This window comes from Parabacteroides sp. HGS0025, assembly GCF_000969845.1.
GTDB classification, from domain to species: Bacteria; Bacteroidota; Bacteroidia; order Bacteroidales; family Tannerellaceae; genus Parabacteroides; species Parabacteroides gordonii.
Genome location: NZ_KQ033902.1, coordinates 3,110,175 through 3,135,277, shown reverse-complemented (window position 1 = coordinate 3,135,277; position 25,103 = coordinate 3,110,175). Strand labels below are relative to the sequence as shown.

Genomic DNA, 25,103 nt, shown 5'->3' with positions numbered 1-25,103 from the left:
TGATTATCCGATAGAACCGCCTTCCGCCCAATCGGAGGCAGTCGATTGTGTTACTATAATTTCATTTTCATATACGGTGATCGTCAGGTCGAACTCCTGTTCCATATTCCGGTCCATATCCATCGGGAGTTTGGAAAAGAAGAGGTGGAGGTCGAGGTCGCCTATGACTTGCTCTCCGTCGCGCCAAAGGCTCCACAGCTCGTGGGTGCCGGCCGTATAACGATAGGTGACGAATTCGCCGGTCACTTCGTAGTCGTAGTTCATGGCGGCGCGTGTTTCGTGATAGGTTATTGTTTTTCCGCTCCGGGGAATCGTATAACTGCCATTGCCCGACGGGACGGTCTGTTCTGTCCCTCCGGTAAAGTCGTAGAGGGCGGGGATGCCCTTCAGGTGCATCCGCCAGGTACCGTCGAGCGGAGGTTTTTCTGCGGTACGCCACTGTACGGTGATGTTGAGGGCTGCGTGTGCATGCGACAGATAGACACGCCGGCGTTCCGTCATCCCGTCTTTCAGGGTGAAGGTAGACGTGCCGTAATAGAGCCTGGCTGTGTTGCCGCGGTATCCGGGAGGCACTCCGGAAGTGATGGCGCTCAGTGTCATTTCATTCATATTATAATCGCTTTTTGTTGTTACCGTGGTTGCTTCTTTCCCTTCTTCGCCCAGGTTACCCCAGACAACGAGTGTGTAGGTGCCGTCTTTCAGGTCGGCGTTCCATCCGGTGATGCTGTCGCCGCGCAAGGTGGTACTAGCCAGCAGGTTACCTTCTTCATCGAACAGGTATTGACGGATATTGTCTACGTAGGTAGGCAAGGCATTCTCGGCGCTGCTCCCGGCGTACCAGTATTCCATCCGGACGTTGTACGGACAGAGTGACGGTTCGTCGCCAAAAGAGCAGGCAGTCAGCAAGGCTGCCAACACTCCGTAGATTATATGTAATATCCTTTGTTTGTCCATTATCTTATCATCCTTTCAACCAGTTGCAGGTTTGCCCGTGCTTTACGGGGTTCTACGCCGACGGCTTTGCGGAACCAGACGGCGGCGCCTTCGGGGTTACCTTCCATAAGGTTGAGCACACCTATATTGTTCCAGGCACGCGGGTCGGCTTCCACCTTGCTCAGATAGTTCCATGCCGATATCAGGTCGCCCGTCAGCATGACGGCGGAGGCGGCGTTGACGTTGGCCACCACATCGTTCGGGAAATGGTAGGCGGCCACTTCGTACACTTCGCGGTACTGGTCGCTTCCGGGGCGGTAGTAGCGCGCCACGGCATACATTTCATCGAGGCTGAGCAGGTCGGGATGCGTGTAGATCAGCTCGGATGCTTCGGCTCCGTCCACTTCCCTGATATCGTATTGCACCACCACTTCGATACGGCGCAGTTTCGGGAAGAAGCGTCGCAGCATATCCTTGTAGGGGGCGCCTCCCCGCAAATCCATCAACTGTTTTTCTCGTCCGTTGAAGATGCCGTAGCGACGGATAATGTCGAGCACGGCTTCGGTATACGGCGGACGGTAGCTCTGCAAGAGGTCGATAAGGCCTTCCCAGTCTTCGGCTTCGGACGATACTTCGATGCTGCTGCGGGGGATGTTGTATGCATCGCGCAGGTAGCGTGCAAAGAGTGCGGAGCGTGCTTTGGCCAGCCGCTCGTTGTCGCCGTAAGGCCCGTCGGGAGAGGAATATCCCCGGATGCGCAGGCGGGCAAGGGTAGAGAAACGGTTGTCGTTGAGCGGCCCCAGTATTTTCTCCACTTTACCTATCTCTTCCCGGTTGTTTTTGTAATCGGGGTATATATCGTCTTTTCCCAGGGGGTAATCGAAATAGAGTACGGCGCCTTCGGTGCGGTGCTTGTTGCCCATATTGCCTTCGGAGGCCAGGAACGACACCATCGAGGCGTACAGGTCTACATCGTCTGCATTCAGTACCACCGGGGCAGCCGGTCGGCTGACGGCGGGTACATTATTATATGTATAGGCCGAAGTGCTTCCGTCGGCTATTTGTTTGGCGGCGGATTTCGAACCGGCCGGCTTTATAACCGTTGTCGCTACAACCGTTTTCTGAGTAAGTTCCTCCCTGGCTGCCCGGGATCGAGGCTTAGTTGGGATTTCGTTTTCCCGGACAGCCGGAGGAACAGAAGATATTAGTAGACTTTGTTTCAGCGTATCGAGTGCCAGCAGCTCCTTTCCGCAACATTCCTTGTATTCCTGCCGTAGCAGGAGCATGGCTTGTTGCATCCAGGAGGCATAGGGCACAGCGACTTGGTAATTGATTGGAGCGTTCTGGTAATTTCTTCCTGCTATGATCTGCCGGTAGGGCTGCATTTCCTCTTTGTCGGGCGAGAGGAAAGCCTCCCGGCGGTCGTGTCGGGCACGGCGTTTGCCGCTAATGATAACGGCCGGCAGGGAAAGGCGCTGTTTCTTTTTGCCCGACATGACAGGGGTAAAGAAAAAGGCCGTTCCGCTGCCGACGGATATCCCGTCCAGATGCATTGTCAGGTTCACATGCAGGCTGTCGTTTTTCACGTACAGTTTGCCGGGAACGATGCGTATGCCCTGTGCCGTAACCTTCCCACCTAAATGGAAACAAAACAGAACCATTAGCAACCGTATTAATATTAAATTATGTGATAGCAGGATGTACTTCATATCGCATTTGTTTCAAAAAGATCATTTCAGGAAATAGATAACAGAAAGTCCGATCCGTGTCGGCCCGATATAGCTCCTTGTGAAGGAGCCGACTTTCTCGCCGCAATCGGCACAGCGGTACTTATCGTATTTCATATAGGCATATCCGCCTCCTATCATCGCCTCCAGTCCCCATCGGTTGCCGATGGCCCAGTGATAGCCGTAGGTAAGGCCGCCTCCGTAGAGGTCGCCCCGCAATACATAGTCTTTCAGACCGGATATAAAAGGGATTTGGCCGATGTTGAAATGTCCGTAGTGTCCGTGCACCCCAACGAAATGCCCTTCAAACTTGCGGCAGAACCAGTAGCGTGCTTCGGGCTGGAGAAGGTATAGATTCAGTTTCATGTCGTTAGGGAACTTCCAGGCATTGTAGGCCCCCCATACCTCCACCGTGAATTGTCTGGCGATCCCCACTTCCACACCGGCGTTCGGTGTGGTGGTTCCCCAGAACAATACGTTCGTCTTTAATGCCGTTTGTTGCCCGTGAAGGTTAACAGATAGGCAAATAAATAGAAGAAGTAGGAGGTGGCGCTCTCTGATCTTACCCTTATACATATTAATACATTTAGTGTGTTGTATCTATTCCGTCTCTTACTAAGAGACAGAATGGGGAATAGGCAAAGTCGATTTAGGTTGATTTTTAAAGAAAGTCGCTAAAATGATCTCTCCGGAGATGAGAATTGTCAAACAAAATGTCAAACAAATTTCCCGGAGCGGATCGGAATAAGCCGATAGATGCCCGGAAATGAGATTAGTATCGGAATACTTAGGAAATATTCTTTTTCAAGAGATTGACAATGAATATGTATTGAAAAAAGAAACGTTTGGGGAAACAGTCCGGGAGTGGGCTGTATTGTCAAACAATTGTTAAACAACTGATAAACAGGATATAGCGAGTAGAAATATTAATGGATAATTGACATAATTGGCCTGCGGGAAGGGATATATATGAGGTGGCTCTTTCCTTAAAAAATGTATCAATATTCAGAGAGTGGCTGAATATTAAAGTCTTTATATTTTATTTTTATCTCAAAACATTTGTTTTATCAAATAAATGTTATTACGTTTGCAACGTTTTAACAGACAATAAAATGTCTTATCTGTCTCTTAGTAAGAGACGGTTTTTAACATCCGGGAGTAAATCCTCTTCCCATTATCCGAAATCACATACTTATTGATAAGGTCGAGCCTTGTATTATCTGTCGTTATGTAAATCCGTGTAGTCTTTACGGAATTATGCCCCATGCTTTCCGATATCATTTCTTCGGGTACCCCTTTCTTTTTAGCCGTACTGGCCCAGGTGTGGCGGGGTACATAGGTCGATAATTTGGCATTCACCAATTCCCCTATTTTCTCCAGTCGCCGGTTTTGCAGGCGGAGTGCATTCTCATACTTATCGTAGGAAGGGTCGGAGGCCGGCAGGATGGGAAAGAGATAAGGGGAGCCGGAGGAATAACGGTCGATCAGTTCCTTTATCTCCGGTAATATTTTGATTTGAATGACTTTACCTGTTTTCCGGCGCTGGTAGACCAGATGGTCTCCTTTTATATTATCGCGTGTGAGGTAGGCTATATCGATAAAAGCCATGCCACGGGTGTAATAGGAGAACAGCAGGAGGTCGCGGGCGAGGATCAGTCCCGCTTTTTTCAATGTATCCTCTTTCAGGTTCTTTACTTTCCGGATCACCTTTTCTTCCACGGCCCGTTTTTGTGTCTTTTCGATGCGGGTGTTCACACGTTTGAAGAGGTAGGCGCATTCTTTTACCAGCCCGTCGACGAATGCCTTGTTCATGATTGCCCGGAAATTACGCATGTAGAACGAGATGGTATTATCCATCAATCCTTTGCTTTTGAGGTATCGCTCGTAATCCCGGATCAATGGTTCATCGATTTCATCCAGCCGTACATCCCTTCCTGCAAATGCTTGGAAGCTCTTTTCCAGGCTTCGGTAGTGACGGCTTGTGGCTGTTTTATCCTCCAGCCGTGAGCGACCCGACAGCTTGCGTATATAGGCGGAAAGGTAGAGGCTTGTCGTCCTTTCTTTATATAAGGTGGCAATGTCATCGACGGAAAGGATATTGTTTGCCGTTTGTTCCTCCGTTATCCGTCGGATTATATGGCAAGCGGCATCGATCGCATCCGATACTTGCAGCAGGTATTCGCTGCGCAGCCTGTCTGTGCCGGGGGGGATCTGCACCCTTTCCCCGGAGGGGTCCCATTCTTCTTCGTATACCTTACTCTCCAGCGGTATACGTTTCATTTTTCGCCGGTAGATCAGCTGAATGCAAAGCGGTGTTTGCTTGCCTGCTATCTTGGATTTCCGGCGTTTCACTTTTACTGATACGTTGTTCATAACTCAATCTTTCTTGTATTTATGTCGGTAAACAACAAATATAAGAAAGATTGGGTTTAAATACTTTTCATATCATTTGACCGATATTTCCCACCCGGGGAATTTGTCCGGGTGTTTGCCGGAGCAGTTTCCCCATCCGTAATAATGGTAATTCTATCTGTAATCTATCTACTTTTTATTCTTTGACATTAGACTATATTTGTATCATCAAAAAACAAAGAACTCGGTTATGAGGTTAATTAAAAAGACTAAGTGGCGTATGATAACAGGTATAGTTATAGGTATAATAGTTGTGTTGGGCGTGGTTGGGATTGCATTTATCAACCAGCCGAGCTTCGGGCGTTTGCCCCAAGGTGAACGGTTGGAAAGGATCAAACGTTCACCCCAGTACAGAGACGGTTCATTTCAAAACCAGCGTCTTACGGAGACGGTAACAGCAGAGGGCGGACTATTGAAAGCCATGTGGAAGTTCCTGTTCTCAAAGCCGGAAAGGCTTTATCCCGACAAACCTGTGCGGGCAATCAAAACGGATTTGAAAGCTTTGCCAAAAGATTCGGACTGGATGGTCTGGTTCGGGCATTCTTCTTATCTGCTTCAGTTGTCGGAAAAGCGTGTGCTGGTCGATCCGGTGTTTTGTATGGCTTCTCCCGTATCTTTTGTCAATAAGCCGTTTAAGGGAACGGATATTTATAAGCCGGAAGATATGCCGGAGATCGATTATCTGGTGATCAGCCATGACCATTGGGATCATCTGGATTATCAAACGGTAGTACAATTGAAAGACCGGGTGCGGAAAGTAGTCTGCCCGTTAGGGGTAGGCGAGCATTTCGAGCGTTGGGGATATGACAAGGACAATATAGTGGAACTGGATTGGCAGGAAGATGCCTTGTTGGATGAAGGTTTTACCGTCCATTGCCTGCCTGTCCGTCATTTCTCAGGACGTGGACTGACACCTAACCAAACGCTTTGGGCTTCTTTCCTGATCGATACCCCTTCGCGTAAAGTCTATATGGGAGGAGATAGCGGTTACGACACACATTACGAAGAAATAGGCCGCCAACATCCGGACATCGATCTGGCTATCCTGGAAAACGGACAGTATAATGAAGACTGGCAACATATCCATCTGATGCCGACCTCTCTGGGAGAAGCAGCCCGCGATCTGAAAACAAAAAGGCTGGTCACCGTACACCATTCCAAATACGCACTTGCCCGTCATCCCTGGGACGAACCGCTGAAGAACGAAGCCGAAGCCGCAGTGCGGAACTCCTTAGACCTGATCGTCCCGGAGATTGGGCAGGTCGTGGAGCTATAAGTCTTATAATTAGATAATCTCGTAAAACAATAGATAAATTATGGAAACAGTAAAATTGAACAACGGCGTAGAAATGCCGATTTTAGGTTATGGCGTATATCAGGTGACGCCCGAAGAGTGTGAGCGTTGCGTACTCGATGCCTTAAGCGTCGGCTACCGTTCTATCGACACCGCCCAAGCCTATTATAATGAAGAAGGAGTCGGAAATGCCATCCATAAAAGCGGTATCTCCCGTGATGAATTATTTATCACCACCAAGGTATGGATCTCTAACGGAGGTTATGAGAAGGCGAAAGCATCCATTGACGAATCTCTGCGCAAACTGCAAAGCGATTATGTCGACCTGCTCCTGATACACCAGCCTTTCAACGATTATTACGGTACTTACCGCGCTATGGAAGAAGCCTGTAAAGCAGGCAAGGCATGTGCTATCGGAGTAAGCAATTTCTATCCCGACCGTTTTATCGACCTGGCGGAGTTCTGCGAGATAAAGCCGGCTGTCAATCAAGTGGAAACACACGTATTCAACCAGCAGGTGGAACCGCAGAAGATCATGGAACGTTACGGTACCCGTGTTATGTCGTGGGGCCCGTTTGCCGAAGGTAAGAACGATTTCTTCACTAACGAAGTGCTGAAAGCGATAGGGGAGAAGTACGGAAAGTCAGTGGCACAAACCGCTTTGCGTTTCCTTATCCAGCGAGGTATTATCGTCATCCCCAAATCAACCCACAAGGAACGGATGATCCAGAACATGGAAGTGTTCGATTTTGCCCTGACGGAAGAAGATATGCAGGCTATATATGGACTCGATCAGGCAAAGAGCCTGTTCTTCTCTCACTATGATCCGGAGATAGTAAAATGGCTGATTGATCTGGTAAAATAACGGGAAGGCGAAAATCTTCTTATTAAGTGGTTGCCAGTTGATTACAGTTTCCTCGTAGTTTCGTGCTTAGGAAACTCCAGTTCCCCATGCAGGAAACTCCGGTTTCCTCGGGAGGGAACTCGCGTTTCCTAAGGAAGAAACTCCAGTTTCCTTAGTAAGAAACTGGAGCCCTTTCGCAAGTATCAGATTTACCAGTTATAGGATTCGATGTATTCGTCAAAGTATTCGTCCAGAACCACTCCCGAGTGTTTGGCGATAGCTACTATGCGTTGTTGCTCGGTGGGAGATAAGGGCGCTCCGCCTTTTCGCTTCAGGTAGTAATTTTTCCGGCCTAACAAGGCGATCATCCGGCTGCGGAAAGAGTCGGCTTCGCAAAGGGTCAATGCATTTACTGTACGCATAAATCCTTTGGCAAGACGTATTTTTGTATCGGGACGGTAATATTTACACTTCCCTTTTGTTTTCGCTATAATCCTGGGGTTCAGTATCGAAGGGAAAATAACTTCTTCCGGGACGTATTTAAAAGCCATCTGGCGCAGGCAAGTAGCGGCATTCGGACAGCTTTCGGCTGCACACAGACCAAAATTGAAAGGAACTTCCGAGTAATCGAACGGTTTATCCATGATTGTATAATTCAAGGTTATTAATTCTGCGAAAGATACATTATAAATCAACCAATGGCAAGAAGTTTGCGGATAAATAATCGCTTAATACGGATTGTAGAATGGCTCGATAGCCGACCGGAGAGACTCTTCGGGGATATGCCTGTACTGAAACTCTTTGGGGATCAGGTATTTCCTAATGCTTGTACGGTATTAATGGAATCTATAACTTTGTAACAGAAAAAGATAAGAATATGGAAAAAGAAAAAACAGTTCGATTGATTTATCCGCAATGGCAGGGCGCAAGCGTAGTCGACCTGCTACCGGAACTTAAAAATGATCCGGCAGAGGCTTCAAGAGGATACTATTTAGGGGCACAATTATTAAACTTTCTCGCTCCGGATAGCGGACAGGAGACATTGACTGTCCCCGTATCTACCGATATGACTGATCGGGAAGTAACAGACGGAGTGATCGATCGTGACGCTATTTTAAGCCAGTCGAAAGCTGCATTGGAAATGTTACGTGCTGCCAACCCCGACAGGATCATAACACTTGGCGGTGAATGCTCTGTGAGTGTCGTTCCGTTTACTTATCTTGCAGACAAATATAAAGGTGACGTAGCGATGATATGGATCGATGCTCATCCTGACCTGACATTACCCGGCGATGTTTATCCGGGCTATCATGCTATGGCGGCTACTGCTTGTATGGGTTATGGAGAAAAACAGCTTATTTCGGTGTTGCCTGCTAAAATAGATCCGTCTAAAGTTTTGTTAGTCGGGATACGGAATTGGGAACGTGACGAGATCAAAGTTCGCCAGCAACAATACGGTATCCCGAATATTACGGGAGAAGAAGTGGCAGACAACAGCGATGCAATCCGGGAATGGCTGAGATCCTGCGGGGCATCGAAAGTCGTTATTCATTTTGATATGGACGTACTGGATCCTGCTGAGATCATTGCTGCTGTCGGCACAGATCCCGACGGTATGAAAATGGAACAGGTTATTCGTGTCATAAATGATATTGCAGCCGAAAAAGAAGTGGTTGGTTTGACGGTTGCAGAAGCGATGCCCCGTACTGCTATCCGTATCAAGAATATGCTAAACAGGTTGCCTTTATTAAAATAAGCAAGAATCAGGTTATTTCATACTTATAACTTTATATCTTTGTGATATTAAAGTTATAAGTATGGAAAATATTATTTATATACAAAACTACCAGTCTCCCTGCGGAGAATTAATACTGGGTTCATTAGACGGTAAACTATGTTTGTGCGACTGGATAAATGAGGAGCGCAGAACATTGATCGACCGAAGGTTGCAAAAGTTATTGCATGCCCGTTATGAAGCAGGCGAATCAGAAGTGCTTGCCCAAACAGTTTCCCAGCTGGATGAATATTTTGCCGGGAAAAGAACTGAGTTCGATATCCCATTGCTTTTTGCCGGTACTGATTTCCAGAAAGCAGTCTGGAATGCATTATTGAACATCCCTTACGGAAAGACTGTCTCTTATGCTGCTCTGTCGCAGGACTTAGGTAACCGGAAAGCAATTCGTGCCGTAGCTGCGGCTAATGGTGCAAATTCTATTTCGATACTTGTTCCCTGCCATCGTGTTATCGGAAGTAACCAAAAGCTGGTTGGATATGCCGGCGGTCTTTCTGCCAAACAGCAATTGCTTGATTTGGAATCCTCCGACAAGCAGTTCTGATCTTTTTCAATCTTTCTTTCTGTAATTTAGGTATATTTATCCGTAATCCATCTACAAGCCAAACAGTTCATTTTCTTTACTTTTGCAATATCAGCAAAACATAAGGATATGAAACGTAAATTGTTAACATTGGCATTCATCGTATCAGGCTTAATACCTGCTACTGCTCAGAATGCCCCGTCTCTTAAAACAGAAAAAGATATGGATAGGATCGAATTATGTAAAAAGAATTACACTACCTTATTCGGTGGCGAAGCTTTGACCGGACAAGGAACTGACCCCGAAATGATGGATATTCTTCAAAAGTTTATTTTCGGAGAAGTATTTCGCACGGGAGAACTGGATATAAAGACCCGTGAAATGATTACCTGTGTAACATTAGCAACTATGCAGACCTTGCCGCAATTAAAGGCGCATGCAGGTGCGGCATTGAATGTGGGAGTTACTCCTGTTGAACTTCGTGAAGCTATTTATTCATGCGCTCCGTTTATCGGTTTTCCAAAAACCTTGAACGCGTTGACTGTCATTAACGAAGTCTTTAAGGAACGAGGCATTTCCTTGCCTTTGGAAAAACAAGGCACAGTTACGGAAGAAAGCCGTCATGAAAAAGGTGCGGCTATACAAGATCGGCTTTATCCCGGCGGTATCAGCCAGGTAATGGAAGATATCCCGGGTGAAATGGGTGACGATGTAGAACGTTTCCTGACGGAATATTGCTTTGGTGACATTTATACTCGTGACGGGCTTGACCTTAAGACACGTGAGTTACTGGGATATTGTGTACTGACCACATTGGAAGCCGACAGTCAGCTTCGTTCTCATTTTCAGGGAAATCTGAATGCCGGCAACAGTAAAGAAACGGTTGTGGCAGCAGTTATACAATGTCTTCCGTATATCGGTTTTCCCCCGGCAATAAAGGCTCTGAAGATAATAAAGGAGGCTTCTGCAACTACCGATCCGGCTAATAACCTGGTTCGCCTATCTAAAATAACAGTGGATCCGGCACAATTGGATGCCTATAATGCTTATCTGAAAGAGGAGATCGAAGCTTCTATGCGTCTGGAACCGGGAGTACTTACTTTATATGCTACTGCTGATAAAGAAAATCCCAATAAAATAACGATCCTGGAGATTTATGCAGACCGGGAGGCTTATAAAAAGCATATCCAAACACCCCATTTCCAGAAATACAAGCAGGGAACTTTGTCTATGGTAAAGGATTTAGAACTGGTGGATACCACTCCCTTAATTCCCGGATTAAAGACAAAATAAGCTTTTAGCGATAGATAAAACTGACGTTACATTAACATCTTACTATATTTTATATGACAATAAAATGGGGATTTAAGTAATTTATTCGTAAACTTGTAACCTTAAATAAAAACGTTAAATTTAAAATTAAATCTTCTGTTTTATGTCAGTAAAATCGTATATCGAATCCAATAAAGAACGATTCCTGGAAGAGTTGTTCAGTTTAATCCGTATTCCTTCCATCAGTGCCAAACAAGAGCATAAACCTGATATGCAGGCTTGTGCTCAGCGCTGGACGGAGCTATTGCTATCGTCTGGCGCGGATAAAGCCGTAGTGATGCCGACAGAAGGCAATCCGGTTGTATATGGCGAAAAGATGATTGCGCCCGATGCCAAGACCGTGCTTGTTTACGCCCATTATGATGTAATGCCGGCCGAACCGCTGGACTTGTGGAAAAGCCAGCCGTTTGAACCCGAAATACGCGATGGCCGTATCTGGGCGCGTGGAGCGGACGACGACAAAGGCCAATCCATGATGCAGGTAAAAGGCTTCGAAGCAGCGTTAAAGCTCGATCTGCTGAAGTGTAATGTGAAGTTTATCTTCGAAGGAGAAGAGGAAATCGGTTCTCCCAGCCTTGAAACCTTCTGCCGTGAACATAAAGATTTATTGAAGGCCGATGTAATTCTGGTTTCCGATACCAGTATGGTAAGTGCCGAAACTCCCTCGTTGACAACCGGCCTGCGTGGTCTGGCTTACTGGGAAATCGAAGTGACCGGGCCGAACCGTGATCTGCATTCCGGCCATTTCGGTGGGGCAGTAGCTAATCCTATTAATGTATTATGTAAACTGATGGCCGATATTATCGATGCCGACGGACGTATCACGATCCCCGGTTTCTATGATGATGTAGAAGAAGTTTCTCCGGCTGAACGTGAAATGATTGCACAAATCCCGTTTGATGAAGCAAAATATAAGGCGGCTATCGGTGTGGATGCCTTGTTTGGGGAAAAAGGCTATTCGACGCTGGAAAGGAACAGTTGCCGTCCGTCATTCGATATCTGTGGTATCTGGGGCGGTTATACGGAAGAGGGCAGTAAGACGGTACTTCCGTCCAAAGCCTATGCGAAAGTGTCCTGCCGTCTGGTTCCGCATCAGGATCATTCCAAAATCTCAAAGATGTTTGAAGATTACATGAACCAGGTGGCTCCTGCATCTGTTAAGGTAAAAGTCACGCCGAAACACGGTGGACAGGGTTATGTTTGTCCGATTGACCTTCCGGCTTATCAGGCGGCTGAAAAGGCCTGCGCGGTTGCTTTTGGCAAGAAACCACTGGCAGTACGTCGTGGAGGAAGTATTCCTATTATCTCCACCTTCGAGCAGGTGTTAGGTATAAAAACCGTCTTGATGGGTTTCGGACTGGAACAGAACGCTATTCATTCTCCTAATGAGAGTTGCACGCTCGATTTCTTCTATAAAGGGATTGAATCGGTTGCCGAATTTTATAAAGAATATAAATGACACGAAATGAAATCATAGCCCGTGCCCTGTCGAATACAGGCATCGAGGCACTGAATGAAATGCAGCAGGCCGTGCTTGATGCCGGTACAACGAAAGATATGGTTTTACTCAGTCCTACAGGATCGGGTAAAACCCTGGCTTTCCTGCTGCCCTTACTTACTACGTTGACGGATGAGGACAAGAAGATACAAGCACTTATCATCGCTCCGTCGCGTGAATTAGCTTTACAGATAGAGACGGTATTCCGTTCGCTCGGAGCCGGATATAAGGTGAACTGTTGCTACGGCGGTCATCCTATCCGGACGGAAAAGAAAAGCTTGGAGCATCCGCCAACGGTATTGATCGGTACGCCCGGACGAATCCTCGACCATCTGGAACGGGGGAATATAAATCTGGATACCGTTCGTACGCTGATCCTTGACGAATTCGACAAGTCGTTGGAACTGGGCTTCCAGGATGAGATGAAAGAGATCCTTTCGCATCTTCCCGGAGTGCGCCGCAGAGTATTGACTTCTGCCACCGAAGCGGTGGAAATACCGCCTTTTACCGGCATTACATCGCCAGTCCGCCTGTCATTCCTGACCGGAGTGAAAGAGGCGAAAGGATTGACTCTGCGTATCGTGAAATCACCGATCAAGGATAAACTGGAGACATTATACAAACTGCTCGGAGAGTTAAAAGGCGAGTCTGCCCTGGTGTTCTGTAACCAGCGCGAATCAGTGGAGCGCGTCAGCAATTACCTGACTGAAATGGATGTGGATAATGAATATTTCCACGGAGGCATGGAACAGCCGGAACGTGAACGGGCTTTGTCGCTTTTCCGTAATGGCAGTGCATCCGTTTTTATCTCTACCGACCTGGCTTCCCGTGGGCTGGATATTCCGGAAGTAAAGAATGTGATTCACTACCATCTTCCCATCAACGAAGAAGCCTTTATCCACAGGAACGGACGTACGGCCCGTATGAATGCAGAAGGGAACGCCTTTATGATCCTGAATGAGATAGAAACAGTTCCCGAATACATCACCCGCGAGCCGGATGAATTCTTCTTGCCCGAAAAAGCTAAAAAGCCACTCCGTTCGGAATGGGTTACATTGACCATTAACCGCGGCAAACGGGATAAGTTGAGTAAGAAGGACGTAGTCGGTTTCCTGTTCCAGAAAGGCGAACTGGGTAAAGACGATCTGGGCGTTATTGAGGTCAAGGAAAGTTGTGCGTATGCCGCAGTAAAACGTGATAAGAAAGATGGTTTGCTGGCACGTATCCGCGATGAGAAAATAAAGAATATGAAAGCTAAGTTTGTATGAAGCTATTGATTAAAGAGGTAGAGCTGAATGGCGTTGCTACCGACATTTATATAGAAAACAAATACATCAAACAGATAGGCTCCGGCTTGTCTGTTGCCGCCGATCAAGTAATCGACGGCCGTCGTAAGGCGGTCATTCCGGGATTTGTGAATACGCATACTCATGCGGCAATGACTTTGTTCCGGGGATTCGGCGACGATATGCCTTTAATGCCTTGGCTGGAGGAAAAGATATGGCCTAACGAGGCGAAGCTGACGAAAGAGGATGTCTATTGGGGAGCTAAGCTGGCTTGCCTGGAAATGATAAAAAGCGGAACGACTACATTCTTCGATATGTACCATAAGTTTCATGCCACGGCAGAAGCTGTTGCAGAAATGGGAATCCGTGCAGTCATATCCAGCGCCTGTTTTGACCATTTCCAACCGGAGTTGGCGGAGAAAAGCAAACAAACCATTCAGAAATTATATAATGAAATGGACAGATACGACAAACGGATCCATTTTTCCGTAGGTCCGCACGCTATCTATACGGTTTCTGGTGAGTTGCTGCAATGGGCGGATGCTTTTGCAAGAGAGCATAACGTACCAATCCAACTACATCTGGCTGAAACAGAAGGGGAAGTGGAGAATTCCGTAAAGCAGTTCGGGGCAACTCCTGTCCGGTATTTATATAAGTTGGGTGTACTGTCTCCTCGATTAGTTATTTCCCACGGTATCTATGTGGATGCGGATGAAATCCGTATGTTGGCAGATCACGAGGTGAAGGTTGCACATAATCCGGCTTCCAATATGAAACTGGCTTCCGGTATGCATTTTAAATTCAAGGAAATGCGGGAAGCCGGCATTACGGTCGGTCTGGGTACTGACGGTTGTTCATCATCCAATAATCTGGATATGGTGGAAGCGATGAAGCTGGCATCTTTATTAGGGAAAGTCTGGCGGAAAGATCCTGAAGCCGTTACTGCCGATGAAATATTTCATTCAGCCACGGAAGCCGGAGCCTCTTTCATCGGTTTAAAGGCCGGACGGATAGCAGAAGGTTATCTGGCAGACCTTTCCCTGGTCGATCTGAATATACCGGCGTTTACACCAAACTTCAATTTTACCTCTAACCTTGTTTACGCAGCAAACGGCAATTGCATCGACACGGTTATTTGTGATGGAAAAATCCTGATGCAAAACAAGAAAGTACCGGGTGAAGATGAAATTATGGAACGTGCGGCGCAAGTAGCCTATAATTTAATGAAAAGATAAATACAGAATGATATGATGAGTTATACGAATGAGCAATATCAGGAGGCGGCCGCATTTATAGCAGCACGTATCACCGGAAATCCGGAAACAGCCATTATTCTTGGCAGCGGATTAGGTTCGTTGGCGGATCAGATAGAAGATGCTATTGTTATTCCTTATGCTGAGATCCCTCATTTTATGCATTCCACGGCAGCCGGACATAAAGGAAACTTTATTTGCGGTAAGCTGGGAGGTAAGCAAGTTCTGGCCATGCAGGGGCGTTTTCATTATTATGAAGGTTATTCCATGCAGCAGGTTACTTTCCCTGTCCGCGTTATGAAGTTACTGGGGATAAAGAATCTATTGGTATCGAATGCTGCCGGTGGAATAAACAACACTTTCAAAGTTGGCGACCTGATGATTATCCGCGATCATATAAATATGATGCCGAATCCGCTGATCGGGCCGAATAATGAGCTGTTCGGTACCCGTTTCCCGGATATGACGCGTGCTTATGATCGGGAATTTGTCCGTTTGGTAGAAGAGATTGCTGCTTCACATGCTATTCCTTTAAAGAAAGGTGTGTATGTTGGATTAACAGGCCCTTCTTTTGAAACTCCTTCCGAATATGCTTTTTATGGCCGGGTAGGAGGCGATGCAATCGGAATGAGTACGGTTCCCGAAGTTATTGTGGCACGCCATGCGGGATTGAGGGTCTTCGGTATGTCTGTTATCACGAACGAAGGTTATCATTTTGCCGACGATTTTGTAAATGACGGAGCCGATGTAATTGTTGCAGCCAATAAAGCAGCTGTAGTTATGACAACCTTGTTTAGTGAACTTGTTTCACGCATATAAATTCTTTTGGAACGAAAGTTGCTGTGTTAAAACAAGATAGGAATTTGAACGGGTGAGTGGGGAGAAATTTGTATAAAAAAAGTATCTTCTAGTTTTGGAAAATAAAAAAATACCTATATCTTTGCACCCGTTATCGCGAAAGTAGCTCAGTTGGTAGAGCATAACCTTGCCAAGGTTAGGGTCGCGGGTTCGAGTCCCGTCTTTCGCTCTCAGATAATAAGAGCGGTAAGAGGCCGCCTTTTTTATATAATGGAAATGCCCAGGTGGCGGAATTGGTAGACGCGCACGTTTCAGGTGCGTGTGTCGCAAGGCGTGCAGGTTCGAGTCCTGTTCTGGGCACCATTCGCGCAGGTGGTGGAATTGGTAGACACGCTACTTTGAGGGGGTAGTGCCGGTTACGGTGTGTGAGTTCAAATCTCATCCTGCGTACATAGTTTATCAGACAGTTATTGTCCATATAATTAGTGAAAAGTACTTAGTGTGGTACTTGATAAGAAACTAATTATATGGACAATTTTGTTTTTAGCTTTACTTCTCGATTGTTCCTATTTTACCCGGATTTTATGTTTAGAATAAATAATATCACCATTATTCGTTATGCCTTCAACGATAATGCTATATGAGGTTGTGTTATCGGAAGTGTAGAAGGATATATCACTTTCTTTGTCCGTACTGAGTTTTACAGAAGGGTTCCAGTATATAGTAGTCCGAAGATCTTTACGGATAATTGAATCTATAGCTTCATATCGGGGGGAATAGAACTCGGCGGCTTTCTGGAAACCGAAAAATGTCTTGTTTACAAAACTGCTGTTTTTCTTTATAGTAGAGGAGGGGGTATATGTTTCTTTTGTCGTTATGACTAAAGCTTTCTTGGGAGTGATTTTGGCCTCTTCCCTGTTTATGACCGGAGCCCCATCCCTTCCAAACAGAACCATTTTAGGGCCGGAAATGACTCCGATCAATTTGATGGAAGAAACAGGTATCATGTTAATATCAAAATCCGAAGGCATTACGTGGTCATTCAATACAACCAAGCAGGGCGCATTCTCTCCTGAATCGACATGTGTTCCTCCTTTGTTGAGCGACTGAAAATATTTTCTAAAGCCAAACATTCCGGGCAGATATAATAGCAATTCATCCGTTAGGACTGGCGTTTTATCTAATATTTCATCTTCGTTCAGTTGGTGTGTATTAAATTGTTCATAGAGTGATCTTGTACTTGCAGGCTTACTTATTGGGGTAGCCTGTATATCGATATTAGGTAAATCTATCGTCCTGATATCATTCTGATCCATGTATTTTTGCATTGCTTTCATCTGGTAGCCGATCGACTCTTCGTTTTTAATGAATTCATCAGTACCTGATTTGTAAAATGTGTTTACCGGGGGAAAAGGCCTTTCTCGTACATCCAGTATTACGTTTTCAGATGATCCTCTGCCGGTACTCCCTTGTAGAAGATAAAGGGTACTGTCGGGAAATTCAAAATTACTTATGGAGTATGCACCATTATCATCAGAAATGGCAGCATCCGAATAATCATAATCCGGTACGTAAAGAGTGACCTGGCCATTCGCGGTTGCTCCTTTTTTGTAATAACCATCCTTTATACTCCCTTGTATTTGCATGGATGTTTCGTAAGCTATAACCGGTGCCAGATGTTTGTTTTTCATTATTCCGGCGACATCATACCGTCTCCATCCCTGTGTGAGCATCAACAGGTCGGCGGCATTGGCGGCCTGGCGGTTATTGGTTTGCATATAATAACCGGGATTTTCTATGTATCCTTTCAATTCGGATGTCAATAATAAGTTTGATGTAATTGTAAATGTTGTATCGGTGTTAAGATCGTTATCATCGGTAACAGATACGGAACAGTCGCCATCAGTCGCCTGAATGTCTTTCAATATGAATTTTAAGTTTACAGGTTTTCTTTTTCCATAAACTTCTTTATCCGGATTTACGGATACATCCGCCTGGTTTTCATTCAAGACAAAAATTAATCGTTCACTCAGTAAGTTCTTATTACTATCAAATAAAGCTATTTGAGAAATACCCGAAGGAAAACTTTCCGTATTAAGATATAAAAATTCCTGATCTGCTTTCCATTTGTCCCAATACTGCAATATGCCTCTGGTATGAATCAGGACAAATAATGAATCTTCTGAAAAAACAGGCGAAGCAGGTCTGGATATGGATATAGCAATTCTGTTTCTTGAATGCTGAACCTTTAGAGAGACTCCGTTTTCCGGCTCGGGCAGTTTGATGCGTTTCTTTTTGCCTTGTTCGTTTATACAGTCGGCATAATATTGTTTTCCGGGTGAATATTGTAACATAAAATATCCCATGCCTAGATGAGTAGAAGCAAAAGGGGTGATTGTATCCTGTTTTTCATCTATGATAACTCCTTTTATATTACGATGCAGTCCGTCAGTACCGATCGCTTTGAATGCGATTTTATGGTTTGTTCCTACAGGCGACTGTCCTCCCTCCGGAAAGAACTGTATATCGATATCGGAAACTATATCAGGGTTTTCATTGACTTTTACCCCTTTTTGTGGAGAAAGGATATGTATCTTCTTTTGAAAAAAGTATTCTTTATAATTCTCCATGTAGGCAGTATAGGCACGGATATTATAATCACCGGAGATCATATTCGTGGCAACGGGTAAATAACCATGAAGGATATTTAATGAATCGGGCCGTATCATTACCCGGCTAATGATGGAGTCTTCCTGATTGATTAATTCGGTGTAGACATATCGGCTGTTTGATGTTGGCAGATGATAGGCTGCATCGACCAGATATGCCTTAAACCAAATTGTATCACCGGGTATGTATATTGATTTATCGAGATGAAGATGTAATTTTTCCTGTGGGAAGATATTACGTTGGGTATCCAGTTTGACCTCGATGTCCTTAAATGTATTCTGGGCTATAGCATTAGAACAGGAAAGCAGAATAATAATCCGGTATAATAATTTTATGCCATACATAGGCGTAGTGTGTGTTATTTTAATCCCTTGATTTTCTGAATCAACTCTTTGGCAGAAAGATCCAGCGACTCTACAGACATCCAGACTACTTTTGTATCCGGGCCAATGATGTATATTCTTGGAATCGTATTGTTTGCAAAGAGTTCGAATGCGGAGTGCTTAGGATCCAGATAGAATGGCATTGTAAACCGATTATCCTTCCAGTATTGGGTGACTGTTTCAGCTGATTCTTCGCGTGAAATCGTTACCAACAGAAATTTGGGGTCGTCCTTTAGTTCTTTCCACACTTCCTCGACCACTGGTAGCACCTTTTGGCAGTCAGAGCAATAAGTGCCGAAGAAGACCAGCAATGATTGCTTGTCGAGAAAATGTTTGGAATTGAATGTATTTCCGGCCGTATCTTCTACGGCGAATGAGGGAACTTGGTCATTAACATTGACATAATTAATGACCGCCTCACTTTCGTCGTCTTTGATACAGGAAAAGAGGAGGAGAGATAATGAGAATATGTATAGAAATATTTTATTGATATGCATATATTGTATTATTTAGTTTACGAAGATAAGCAATGTATTTTAATCTGTGAAAGAAAAAGGACCGCCGTTTTGTAGATTTCACAACCTGTAGTCGAAACGGACAGTCCTTTAAAGCAGCATCCCCTTTTTACCGCTTTATAATTACTAGTTCGCGATAATCTTTGCAATTTTACCACCGAGAATGGTTTTGATTAAATAAAATTGATTCGGATTCACATGTACTTGAGGTGAGGATGCCCTCCTTGCTACTGGTATATAACAGCTGTCTCCAGGGATTATATATCTGCAAGTGTTCGATAATCCTGTCTGAGTTTATATGTAGGGTTCCATGAATTGTATTGCTCAAAAGTAAAAGTATGAGCTTTCGGCCGATAAAGGACATCTAATAGTAAGTATTTGAATATGCCTGAATTACAAACTTGAAAAGCAAAAATTCTTTTTACTGTTTATTTTGATGGAAATGCGGAATTTTATGAAAACGTTACGATTTCTGTCATTGCCGTTGACGAATTTTGTCATTTTGGTGGTTTCGGTAAGGAGGAAATGATGCCGGATGTAAATAAGAACCTCTTTGAGCTCTTATTTATTAATAAGCAGGATCATTTACCATATAATTCCTTAAAACGTAAAAGTACGTTGTCGCTTTATTTTTTTATAGTCTGGCTTTCTGTGGCTCTGATGGTTATATTTGTGATAATAAGAATGACAACCATTCCGGGAAGATCCGGAACAACGGAGTAATCTATGAAAAAGGATTTATTATATGATACTATCCTAAGTGCAATAAAGGAGAAGATTCCCAATAGGATCATACTCGCAAATACACTTGTAGAGCTGTTGAATATTGAGAAAGAAGCTGTTTACCGCCGTTTGCGCGGTGAGGTCGCTTTTTCATTTGTCGAGATTGCAGCCATAGCAAGTACGCTCGGTATTTCACTCGATAATATAGTCGGTGCCCGTTACATCAATAGCCGTCCTTTCCAGTTAAAGCTCGTTGAATATATTGATCCGGTCGATATCGATTACCGGATGCTTGAGCATTATATCTATATTCTGAATCTGGGAAAGGACGATCCGGATTCGAAAGTGATGGATTGTACCAGTATCCTGCCACAATCGCTTTACCTGAATTATAAGACGATCGCACGTTTTTTCCTTTTCAAATGGATGTACCAATGTAAAGATTTTGATGTAATCCTGCGTTTTAAAGATGTACGTCCGACAGAGCGGTTATTGAAAATACAGGAAAGGAACATTGCAGCTTCCCGGCTTATCAGGCAGACGTTTTATGTTTGGGATCCCCTGATCTTTCACTATCTGGTGAATGATATTAATTATTTTATTAGTATCAATTTAGTAGAACAGGAAGATCTGCGGTTACTGAAAGAAGAGTTGCTTTTATTTCTGGATGACATGGAAATCCTTGCAGCCAGGGGGAAGTATGATGAAACCGGCAATAGTCTTTTCTTTTATATATCGAATATTAATTTTGATACCAGCTATCGTTGTATAGAGGTGAAACAATTTCGTATCAGTCTGATCCGGGCATTCACGCTGAATGCTGCCGCATCTCTCGATAAGAAAACATATGGACGTATAAATAACTGGATCCAGGCAGTATTGCGGTCTTCTACAATGATCTCCGTAAGTGGAGCAAAGCAACGGATACAGTTTTTCGAAAAACAACGTGTAATTATAAATACTTTGTAAGCTTTTATGAAAAGGAAGTTATATATTATTAACGAAGAAGCTGCATTTTATTGGCTAGCCCAAATTCAAAGGCTGCTTATTTTATTAGTCTTTTTTTAGAGCCTAAACCCTATATCCTCAGATTGTAAGAGGCTTTTTAATAAGTTCCTTATTTATCTTTGTATGAGAAAACAGTGGGTCCACTACTATCAAAACTTATAATTCTGTGGCATGAAAAAAGACCTTTTATATGATAATCTTCTCAATGCGGTCAGAGAGAAAATCCCCCAAAGGACAGTCCTTGTGAATACTCTTGTCGATTTGTTATGTATCGAAAAAGAGGCAGTTTACAGGCGCTTAAGAGGAGAGGTCGCTTTTACTTTTGCTGAGATTGTTACGATAGCGAATGAATTCGGAATTTCTTTAGATAATCTGATCGGTACGGTAACGGCTAAAAGCAGGCCGTTCCAGTTGAAACTGGTCGATTTCGTAAATCCTGTCGATATCGATTATGATATGCTCGATCAATATGTAGATATACTTGGTTTAGCCCGTGAGGATGAACAATCGGAGTTGATAGACTGTACGAATATTTTGCCACAGCAACTCTACATGAAATATAAGTATATCTCCCGTTTTTACCTATTCAAGTGGATGTATCAGTGTGGGGGCCCTGGCAAATCCAAACGTTTTCAGGATATCAGTGTGACGGATCGTTTTGAAGGAATACAACTGGCCGGTGTTGAAGAGTCGAGATATATCCGAAACACCTACTATATACTCGACCCGTTGATCTTCCATTATCTGGTAAATGACATTAATTATTTTCAGAGTATTCATCTGATAATGTTTGATGAAGTGAAATTGCTGAAAGAAGAACTGTTAAGGCTTCTCAATGAAATGGAGATACTCGCTACCCGTGGTTATTTTGAAGAAACCGGGAATAAAGTCTTTCTTTATATATCGAGTGTGAACTTCGATACCAGTTATTGGTGCGTACAAGTGAAAAATTATCATATCAGTATGATAAAAACCTTTATACTCAGCTCGGTAGCTTCGCTCGATGAGGGAACCTACGATAAGCTTCGTAAATGGCTACGCGCCTTGATCCGCTCGTCTATCATGATTTCGGTAAGTGGAGAAAGGCAAAGGATCCTGTTTTTTGAAAAGCAACGTGAATTGATTCAGAGTTTATAATATAAAGAATATAAGAAACTTAAATAGAATAAGGGGAACTTGCAGCAATAAGAAGAGAAAAAATATTAGAAAATAATTCCGAAATATTTGGAGCGTATTATTCTTTTCTCTACTTTTGCACCCGTAAACAAGAGAGGCCAAATGCTTTGAAAAGCAAGACTGGAAAAAGGTTTGACCGTTATTGATTTATTGGAGAGATGGCAGAGTGGTCGATTGCGGCGGTCTTGAAAACCGTTGAACCGAGAGGTTCCTGGGGTTCGAATCCCTATCTCTCCGCGAAGCAGCATAAAAAGCTGCTTTTTTTATTTTATGGAGGGCTGTATGTTCTCCCAACCTTCCCAAAAGGAGAGATGCTCGAGTGGTTGAAGAGGCACGCCTGGAAAGCGTGTAAACCCCTAAAGGGTTTCGCGGGTTCGAATCCCGCTCTCTCCGCAAAAAATCTTTTTACATAATAATTGTTTAGACGCGATGAAAATGCTATCTTCGCACCACTGTTAACAAATGACTGGTGTGAAGAAATGAAGAAGTGTTTTTATCTCATTGTGACCTTATTGTGTGTTTCTCTGTCTGCTGCAGCCACTCCGATATCCCGTATTAAAGGGAAAATTGTGGATGCCGGTACCAATAAGCCATTAGATTTTGCAGACGTTCTCCTTTTTAAGAAAGGAGATAGTAATCCTGTATTCCATGCCCTGCCTGATATGGACGGGAGTTTCGGAATCGCAGATGTGAAGAACGGAGAGTATAGCCTGATGATCCGGCTGGTAGGGTACGACCTGTTTACCCGCCCGGATATCGTGCTGGCATCTTCATCGGCTGTGGTCGATCTGGGTACGATCCCTATGAAACCTCTTGAAGTAGGGCTGGCTGAAGTGGAAGTAGTCGCCCAAAAGAAACAGGTGATCTATAAACTGGATAAGAAGGTGATCGAAGCCTCCTCCAATATGCTGGCTAGTGGCGGAACAGCTGTCGATATTCTGGAAAATACCCCGTCGATCCGGGTGGATGCCGAAGGCGAAGTCTCTTTCCGTGGAAGTACCGGATTTACCGTTTATGTGGATGGCAAACCAAGCGTATTCAGTGGTACACAGGCATTGGAGCAAATCCCTTCCGGCCATATCGAAAATATAGAGATCATAACGACGCCATCTGCCCGCCATGATACAGGCGGCGATGTCGGTATCATCAATATCATCACCAAGAAACATGCGCAACATGGTTTCAGCGGGATGGTCAACCTGACCGGAAGCACATTTCTCTCCAGAGGCGTAGACTTTTTACTTACCCAGCAAAATAAAGCTTCCCGCCTGTATTTTGCTGGAGGCTGGACGGATCGTTTGCGTAAAAGCCATTTCGACCAGGAAAAGACAACGATCGTTGCCGATACGGCGACTACCTCGCATTCCAATGGCCCACGCGAAAGTAATAACTTCAACTATTCGCTGAAAGCGGGTTGGATGTACACATTGCCCCACACCACCTTCAATGCGGATCTGGAAGGCGGTTACGGAGGTCGTACCCGGAAAGGGGATCTGGATTATACCGAGGTGCGTATGGTTGAAAATAAGCCTTTTGCCAACGGCGATTATTACAGCCGCGACGACTATGACCTGCACGAAACCTATTTCCAGGGAAGCTTGGGCTTCGACCATAAGTTTGATGACAAAGGCCACCAGCTTACCGGTAGTTTTTATCTGAAATACGGAGGAGATGCTATGGAGTATTTCCAGAGCGACCTGTTCAACAAAAACAATGAGCGTGAACAGGGACACCGTGCCTGGGAAGACGAACATCGCTGGACTGTCCGCGGAAACCTCGATTACAATTATCCGTACAGCAAAACCGGCCATATTGAAGCCGGCTATCAGTATTTCTCTTATCTGGAGGACGGCGATTACAGTATGCAGTTCTGGAGCCCCGAAAAGCAGGAGTTTTACTGGCGGGATGATATCTACAATACTTTTTATTTCCAGCACGGAATAAACTCCATCTATGCCATTGTCGGCGACAGCTATAAATCATTCGATTTCCAGGCAGGCGTGAGGGGCGAACATACCCATCGCGTACTTCGCAGCTCTATCCCCGGAAAGGATCGCGAATATAATAAATTTGAGTTTTTCCCATCCGTACATCTGGGATATACTTTCCCGAAAGATCATAAACTGATGGCTTCCTATTCCCGCCGTATCACCCGCCCGGAACTCTTTTTTATGGAGCCGTATATAACTTACCGCGACTACTATTCTGCAGAGATCGGTAACCCTGATATCCGTTCGGAGTACATCAACTCCTTTGAACTCAACTACAAAAAGAATATCGGTGAACACACCGTTTCCGCCACTGTTTTCCACCGCAGCCGTAAAGACAAGATCGAACGCCTGCGTGTCCCTTACGAAGCAGGAGTAACGCTCGATTCTATGGCTAATGTTGGCCACGATTATTCTACGGGATTGGAACTGAGCGGTCAGGTTCAGCTGACCCATTGGTGGAATATGAACCTGAACGGCAGCCTTTACCATTATAAGGTAAAGAACCAGTATAAGCTGAATGGAACGAACGAGAAAAGTACCAATTACGATATTATCTGGAATAATGCCTTCGATCTGGGTAAATCGACCCGTATCCAGTTGGACGGTAACTTTGTCGGCCCCTCCGTGACAACGCAGGGACGTACCGACGCTTTCTGGTACATGAACCTGGCAGTCCGCCAGCAGCTGATGAAGCGTAAATTGTCGGCCACACTCGCTTTCCGCGATGTGTTCAACTCGGCCCGTTATGTAAGCAAGATCACTACGGCCGACCTGCAATCGATTACCCGTATCCGTCCGAACTATCCGCTTATCACGTTAACATTGAGCTATACGTTTAATAACTTCAAGGCAAAGTCTACCCAGAAGAAAGAGGATCACGACCTGTTTGAAGGTACCAATCATTAAGCAAACCTCCTTTCATTTTGTTATATTGGATGATAAAAT

The 25,103-nt window shown here is 44.7% G+C and carries 19 protein-coding genes and 5 tRNA genes; 17 read left to right on the top strand and 7 right to left on the bottom strand.

The window, feature by feature from the left end; all coding sequences use genetic code 11:
- Nucleotides 1–3 precede the first annotated feature (3 nt).
- From HMPREF1212_RS12375 to HMPREF1212_RS12360, 4 genes are all read right to left on the bottom strand, one after another.
- The gene (locus HMPREF1212_RS12375) at nt 4–954 is read right to left on the bottom strand and encodes a FimB/Mfa2 family fimbrial subunit (RefSeq protein ID WP_046149559.1); all 951 of its coding nucleotides are present in this window, start codon (nt 952–954) and stop codon (nt 4–6) included.
- Nucleotides 954–2,642 (bottom strand): DUF3868 domain-containing protein, encoded by a 1,689-nt coding sequence (locus HMPREF1212_RS12370; protein ID WP_046149558.1) that lies wholly within the window; start codon nt 2,640–2,642, stop codon nt 954–956. Before HMPREF1212_RS12370 ends, HMPREF1212_RS12375 begins: the two co-directional genes overlap by 1 nt.
- A 21-nt stretch (nt 2,643–2,663) precedes the next feature.
- Nucleotides 2,664–3,236 (bottom strand): DUF3575 domain-containing protein, encoded by a 573-nt coding sequence (locus HMPREF1212_RS12365; protein ID WP_046149557.1) that lies wholly within the window; start codon nt 3,234–3,236, stop codon nt 2,664–2,666.
- A gap of 552 nt (nt 3,237–3,788) precedes the next feature.
- Nucleotides 3,789–5,033 carry a tyrosine-type recombinase/integrase gene (locus HMPREF1212_RS12360; protein ID WP_046149556.1) on the bottom strand — a complete coding sequence of 415 codons (1,245 nt, stop codon included), beginning with the start codon at nt 5,031–5,033 and terminating at the stop codon, nt 3,789–3,791.
- Nucleotides 5,034–5,262: 229 nt separating this feature from the next.
- Here HMPREF1212_RS12360 and HMPREF1212_RS12355 point away from each other — a divergent pair, with 229 nt between their 5' ends.
- On the top strand, nt 5,263–6,348 hold the full coding sequence (locus tag HMPREF1212_RS12355) for an MBL fold metallo-hydrolase (protein ID WP_082099876.1): 1,086 nt from the start codon (nt 5,263–5,265) through the stop codon (nt 6,346–6,348).
- A gap of 40 nt (nt 6,349–6,388) precedes the next feature.
- Nucleotides 6,389–7,231, top strand: a complete 843-nt coding sequence (locus HMPREF1212_RS12350) for an aldo/keto reductase (RefSeq protein WP_046149554.1) — start codon at nt 6,389–6,391, stop codon at nt 7,229–7,231.
- 188 nt (nt 7,232–7,419) lie between these two features.
- Here the strand turns inward: HMPREF1212_RS12350 and HMPREF1212_RS12345 are convergent, their stop codons facing one another.
- Entirely contained in the window at nt 7,420–7,854 is a 435-nt protein-coding gene (locus HMPREF1212_RS12345) for a DUF6078 family protein (RefSeq protein ID WP_046149553.1), read from the bottom strand.
- A 233-nt stretch (nt 7,855–8,087) separates the two neighbouring features.
- On the opposite strand from HMPREF1212_RS12345, the gene HMPREF1212_RS12340 reads away from it, so the two are divergent.
- From HMPREF1212_RS12340 to HMPREF1212_RS12295, 10 genes are all read left to right on the top strand, one after another.
- On the top strand, nt 8,088–8,966 hold the full coding sequence (locus HMPREF1212_RS12340; protein ID WP_082099923.1) for an arginase family protein: 879 nt from the start codon (nt 8,088–8,090) through the stop codon (nt 8,964–8,966).
- 61 nt (nt 8,967–9,027) lie between these two features.
- Nucleotides 9,028–9,546, top strand: a complete 519-nt coding sequence (locus HMPREF1212_RS12335) for a methylated-DNA--[protein]-cysteine S-methyltransferase (protein WP_046149551.1) — start codon at nt 9,028–9,030, stop codon at nt 9,544–9,546.
- A gap of 108 nt (nt 9,547–9,654) precedes the next feature.
- The gene (locus tag HMPREF1212_RS12330; RefSeq protein ID WP_046149550.1) at nt 9,655–10,818 is read left to right on the top strand and encodes a carboxymuconolactone decarboxylase family protein; all 1,164 of its coding nucleotides are present in this window, start codon (nt 9,655–9,657) and stop codon (nt 10,816–10,818) included.
- Between the two features lie 142 nt (nt 10,819–10,960).
- Nucleotides 10,961–12,316 (top strand): dipeptidase, encoded by a 1,356-nt coding sequence (locus tag HMPREF1212_RS12325; RefSeq protein ID WP_046149549.1) that lies wholly within the window; start codon nt 10,961–10,963, stop codon nt 12,314–12,316.
- On the top strand, nt 12,313–13,623 hold the full coding sequence (locus HMPREF1212_RS12320) for a DEAD/DEAH box helicase (protein ID WP_046149548.1): 1,311 nt from the start codon (nt 12,313–12,315) through the stop codon (nt 13,621–13,623). Before HMPREF1212_RS12325 ends, HMPREF1212_RS12320 begins: the two co-directional genes overlap by 4 nt.
- Nucleotides 13,620–14,876, top strand: coding sequence for an amidohydrolase (locus HMPREF1212_RS12315; RefSeq protein ID WP_028728311.1), 1,257 nt, complete (start codon nt 13,620–13,622; stop codon nt 14,874–14,876). Before HMPREF1212_RS12320 ends, HMPREF1212_RS12315 begins: the two co-directional genes overlap by 4 nt.
- 15 nt (nt 14,877–14,891) lie before the next feature.
- Nucleotides 14,892–15,713, top strand: a complete 822-nt coding sequence (locus HMPREF1212_RS12310; RefSeq protein WP_304247065.1) for a purine nucleoside phosphorylase I, inosine and guanosine-specific — start codon at nt 14,892–14,894, stop codon at nt 15,711–15,713.
- A gap of 135 nt (nt 15,714–15,848) precedes the next feature.
- A tRNA-Gly gene (locus tag HMPREF1212_RS12305) sits at nt 15,849–15,921 on the top strand.
- A 49-nt stretch (nt 15,922–15,970) separates the two neighbouring features.
- A tRNA-Leu gene (locus HMPREF1212_RS12300) sits at nt 15,971–16,055 on the top strand.
- 3 nt (nt 16,056–16,058) lie between these two features.
- Nucleotides 16,059–16,142: transfer RNA gene (locus tag HMPREF1212_RS12295), tRNA-Leu, on the top strand.
- Nucleotides 16,143–16,258: 116 nt separating this feature from the next.
- Here HMPREF1212_RS12295 and HMPREF1212_RS12290 read toward each other — a convergent pair.
- Together HMPREF1212_RS12290 and HMPREF1212_RS12285 are read right to left on the bottom strand one after the other, a co-directional pair.
- Nucleotides 16,259–18,706, bottom strand: coding sequence for a hypothetical protein (locus HMPREF1212_RS12290; protein ID WP_046149547.1), 2,448 nt, complete (start codon nt 18,704–18,706; stop codon nt 16,259–16,261).
- 14 nt (nt 18,707–18,720) lie between these two features.
- Nucleotides 18,721–19,242: a TlpA family protein disulfide reductase gene (locus HMPREF1212_RS12285; RefSeq protein WP_046149546.1), complete on the bottom strand. Its 522-nt coding sequence runs from the start codon at nt 19,240–19,242 to the stop codon at nt 18,721–18,723.
- A 744-nt stretch (nt 19,243–19,986) separates the two neighbouring features.
- Between HMPREF1212_RS12285 and HMPREF1212_RS12280 the strand changes: the two genes are divergently transcribed.
- The 5 genes from HMPREF1212_RS12280 (at nt 19,987) to HMPREF1212_RS12260 (ending at nt 25,064) form a co-directional block, all read left to right on the top strand.
- A complete protein-coding gene (locus HMPREF1212_RS12280) occupies nt 19,987–20,952 on the top strand; it encodes a hypothetical protein (RefSeq protein WP_046149545.1) in 966 nt (321 codons plus the stop codon).
- 210 nt (nt 20,953–21,162) lie between these two features.
- A complete protein-coding gene (locus HMPREF1212_RS12275) occupies nt 21,163–22,128 on the top strand; it encodes a helix-turn-helix domain-containing protein (protein ID WP_046149544.1) in 966 nt (321 codons plus the stop codon).
- 191 nt (nt 22,129–22,319) lie between these two features.
- Nucleotides 22,320–22,404, top strand: a tRNA-Ser gene (locus tag HMPREF1212_RS12270).
- Nucleotides 22,405–22,472: 68 nt separating this feature from the next.
- Nucleotides 22,473–22,560, top strand: a tRNA-Ser gene (locus HMPREF1212_RS12265).
- Nucleotides 22,561–22,646: 86 nt separating this feature from the next.
- Nucleotides 22,647–25,064, top strand: a complete 2,418-nt coding sequence (locus HMPREF1212_RS12260; protein ID WP_046149543.1) for a TonB-dependent receptor — start codon at nt 22,647–22,649, stop codon at nt 25,062–25,064.
- The last annotated feature ends 39 nt before the right edge of the window (nt 25,065–25,103 follow it).

Excerpts from the sequence above, each read along its gene's own strand:
- HMPREF1212_RS12365 (WP_046149557.1), bottom strand. The coding sequence starts at position 3,236 with ATGTATAAGGGTAAGATCAGAGAGCGCCACCTCCTACTTCTTCTATTT.
- HMPREF1212_RS12310 (WP_304247065.1), top strand. The coding sequence starts at position 14,892 with ATGAGTTATACGAATGAGCAATATCAGGAGGCGGCCGCATTTATAGCA.
- HMPREF1212_RS12285 (WP_046149546.1), bottom strand. The coding sequence starts at position 19,242 with ATGCATATCAATAAAATATTTCTATACATATTCTCATTATCTCTCCTC.
- HMPREF1212_RS12315 (WP_028728311.1), top strand. The coding sequence starts at position 13,620 with ATGAAGCTATTGATTAAAGAGGTAGAGCTGAATGGCGTTGCTACCGAC.
- HMPREF1212_RS12330 (WP_046149550.1), top strand. The coding sequence starts at position 9,655 with ATGAAACGTAAATTGTTAACATTGGCATTCATCGTATCAGGCTTAATA.
- HMPREF1212_RS12275 (WP_046149544.1), top strand. The coding sequence starts at position 21,163 with ATGAAAAAAGACCTTTTATATGATAATCTTCTCAATGCGGTCAGAGAG.
- HMPREF1212_RS12345 (WP_046149553.1), bottom strand. The coding sequence starts at position 7,854 with ATGGATAAACCGTTCGATTACTCGGAAGTTCCTTTCAATTTTGGTCTG.
- HMPREF1212_RS12370 (WP_046149558.1), bottom strand. The coding sequence starts at position 2,642 with ATGAAGTACATCCTGCTATCACATAATTTAATATTAATACGGTTGCTA.
- HMPREF1212_RS12320 (WP_046149548.1), top strand. The coding sequence starts at position 12,313 with ATGACACGAAATGAAATCATAGCCCGTGCCCTGTCGAATACAGGCATC.
- HMPREF1212_RS12350 (WP_046149554.1), top strand. The coding sequence starts at position 6,389 with ATGGAAACAGTAAAATTGAACAACGGCGTAGAAATGCCGATTTTAGGT.
- HMPREF1212_RS12335 (WP_046149551.1), top strand. The coding sequence starts at position 9,028 with ATGGAAAATATTATTTATATACAAAACTACCAGTCTCCCTGCGGAGAA.
- HMPREF1212_RS12260 (WP_046149543.1), top strand. The coding sequence starts at position 22,647 with ATGAAGAAGTGTTTTTATCTCATTGTGACCTTATTGTGTGTTTCTCTG.
- HMPREF1212_RS12355 (WP_082099876.1), top strand. The coding sequence starts at position 5,263 with ATGAGGTTAATTAAAAAGACTAAGTGGCGTATGATAACAGGTATAGTT.
- HMPREF1212_RS12290 (WP_046149547.1), bottom strand. The coding sequence starts at position 18,706 with ATGTATGGCATAAAATTATTATACCGGATTATTATTCTGCTTTCCTGT.
- HMPREF1212_RS12360 (WP_046149556.1), bottom strand. The coding sequence starts at position 5,033 with ATGAACAACGTATCAGTAAAAGTGAAACGCCGGAAATCCAAGATAGCA.
- HMPREF1212_RS12375 (WP_046149559.1), bottom strand. The coding sequence starts at position 954 with ATGGACAAACAAAGGATATTACATATAATCTACGGAGTGTTGGCAGCC.
- HMPREF1212_RS12325 (WP_046149549.1), top strand. The coding sequence starts at position 10,961 with ATGTCAGTAAAATCGTATATCGAATCCAATAAAGAACGATTCCTGGAA.
- HMPREF1212_RS12340 (WP_082099923.1), top strand. The coding sequence starts at position 8,088 with ATGGAAAAAGAAAAAACAGTTCGATTGATTTATCCGCAATGGCAGGGC.
- HMPREF1212_RS12280 (WP_046149545.1), top strand. The coding sequence starts at position 19,987 with ATGAAAAAGGATTTATTATATGATACTATCCTAAGTGCAATAAAGGAG.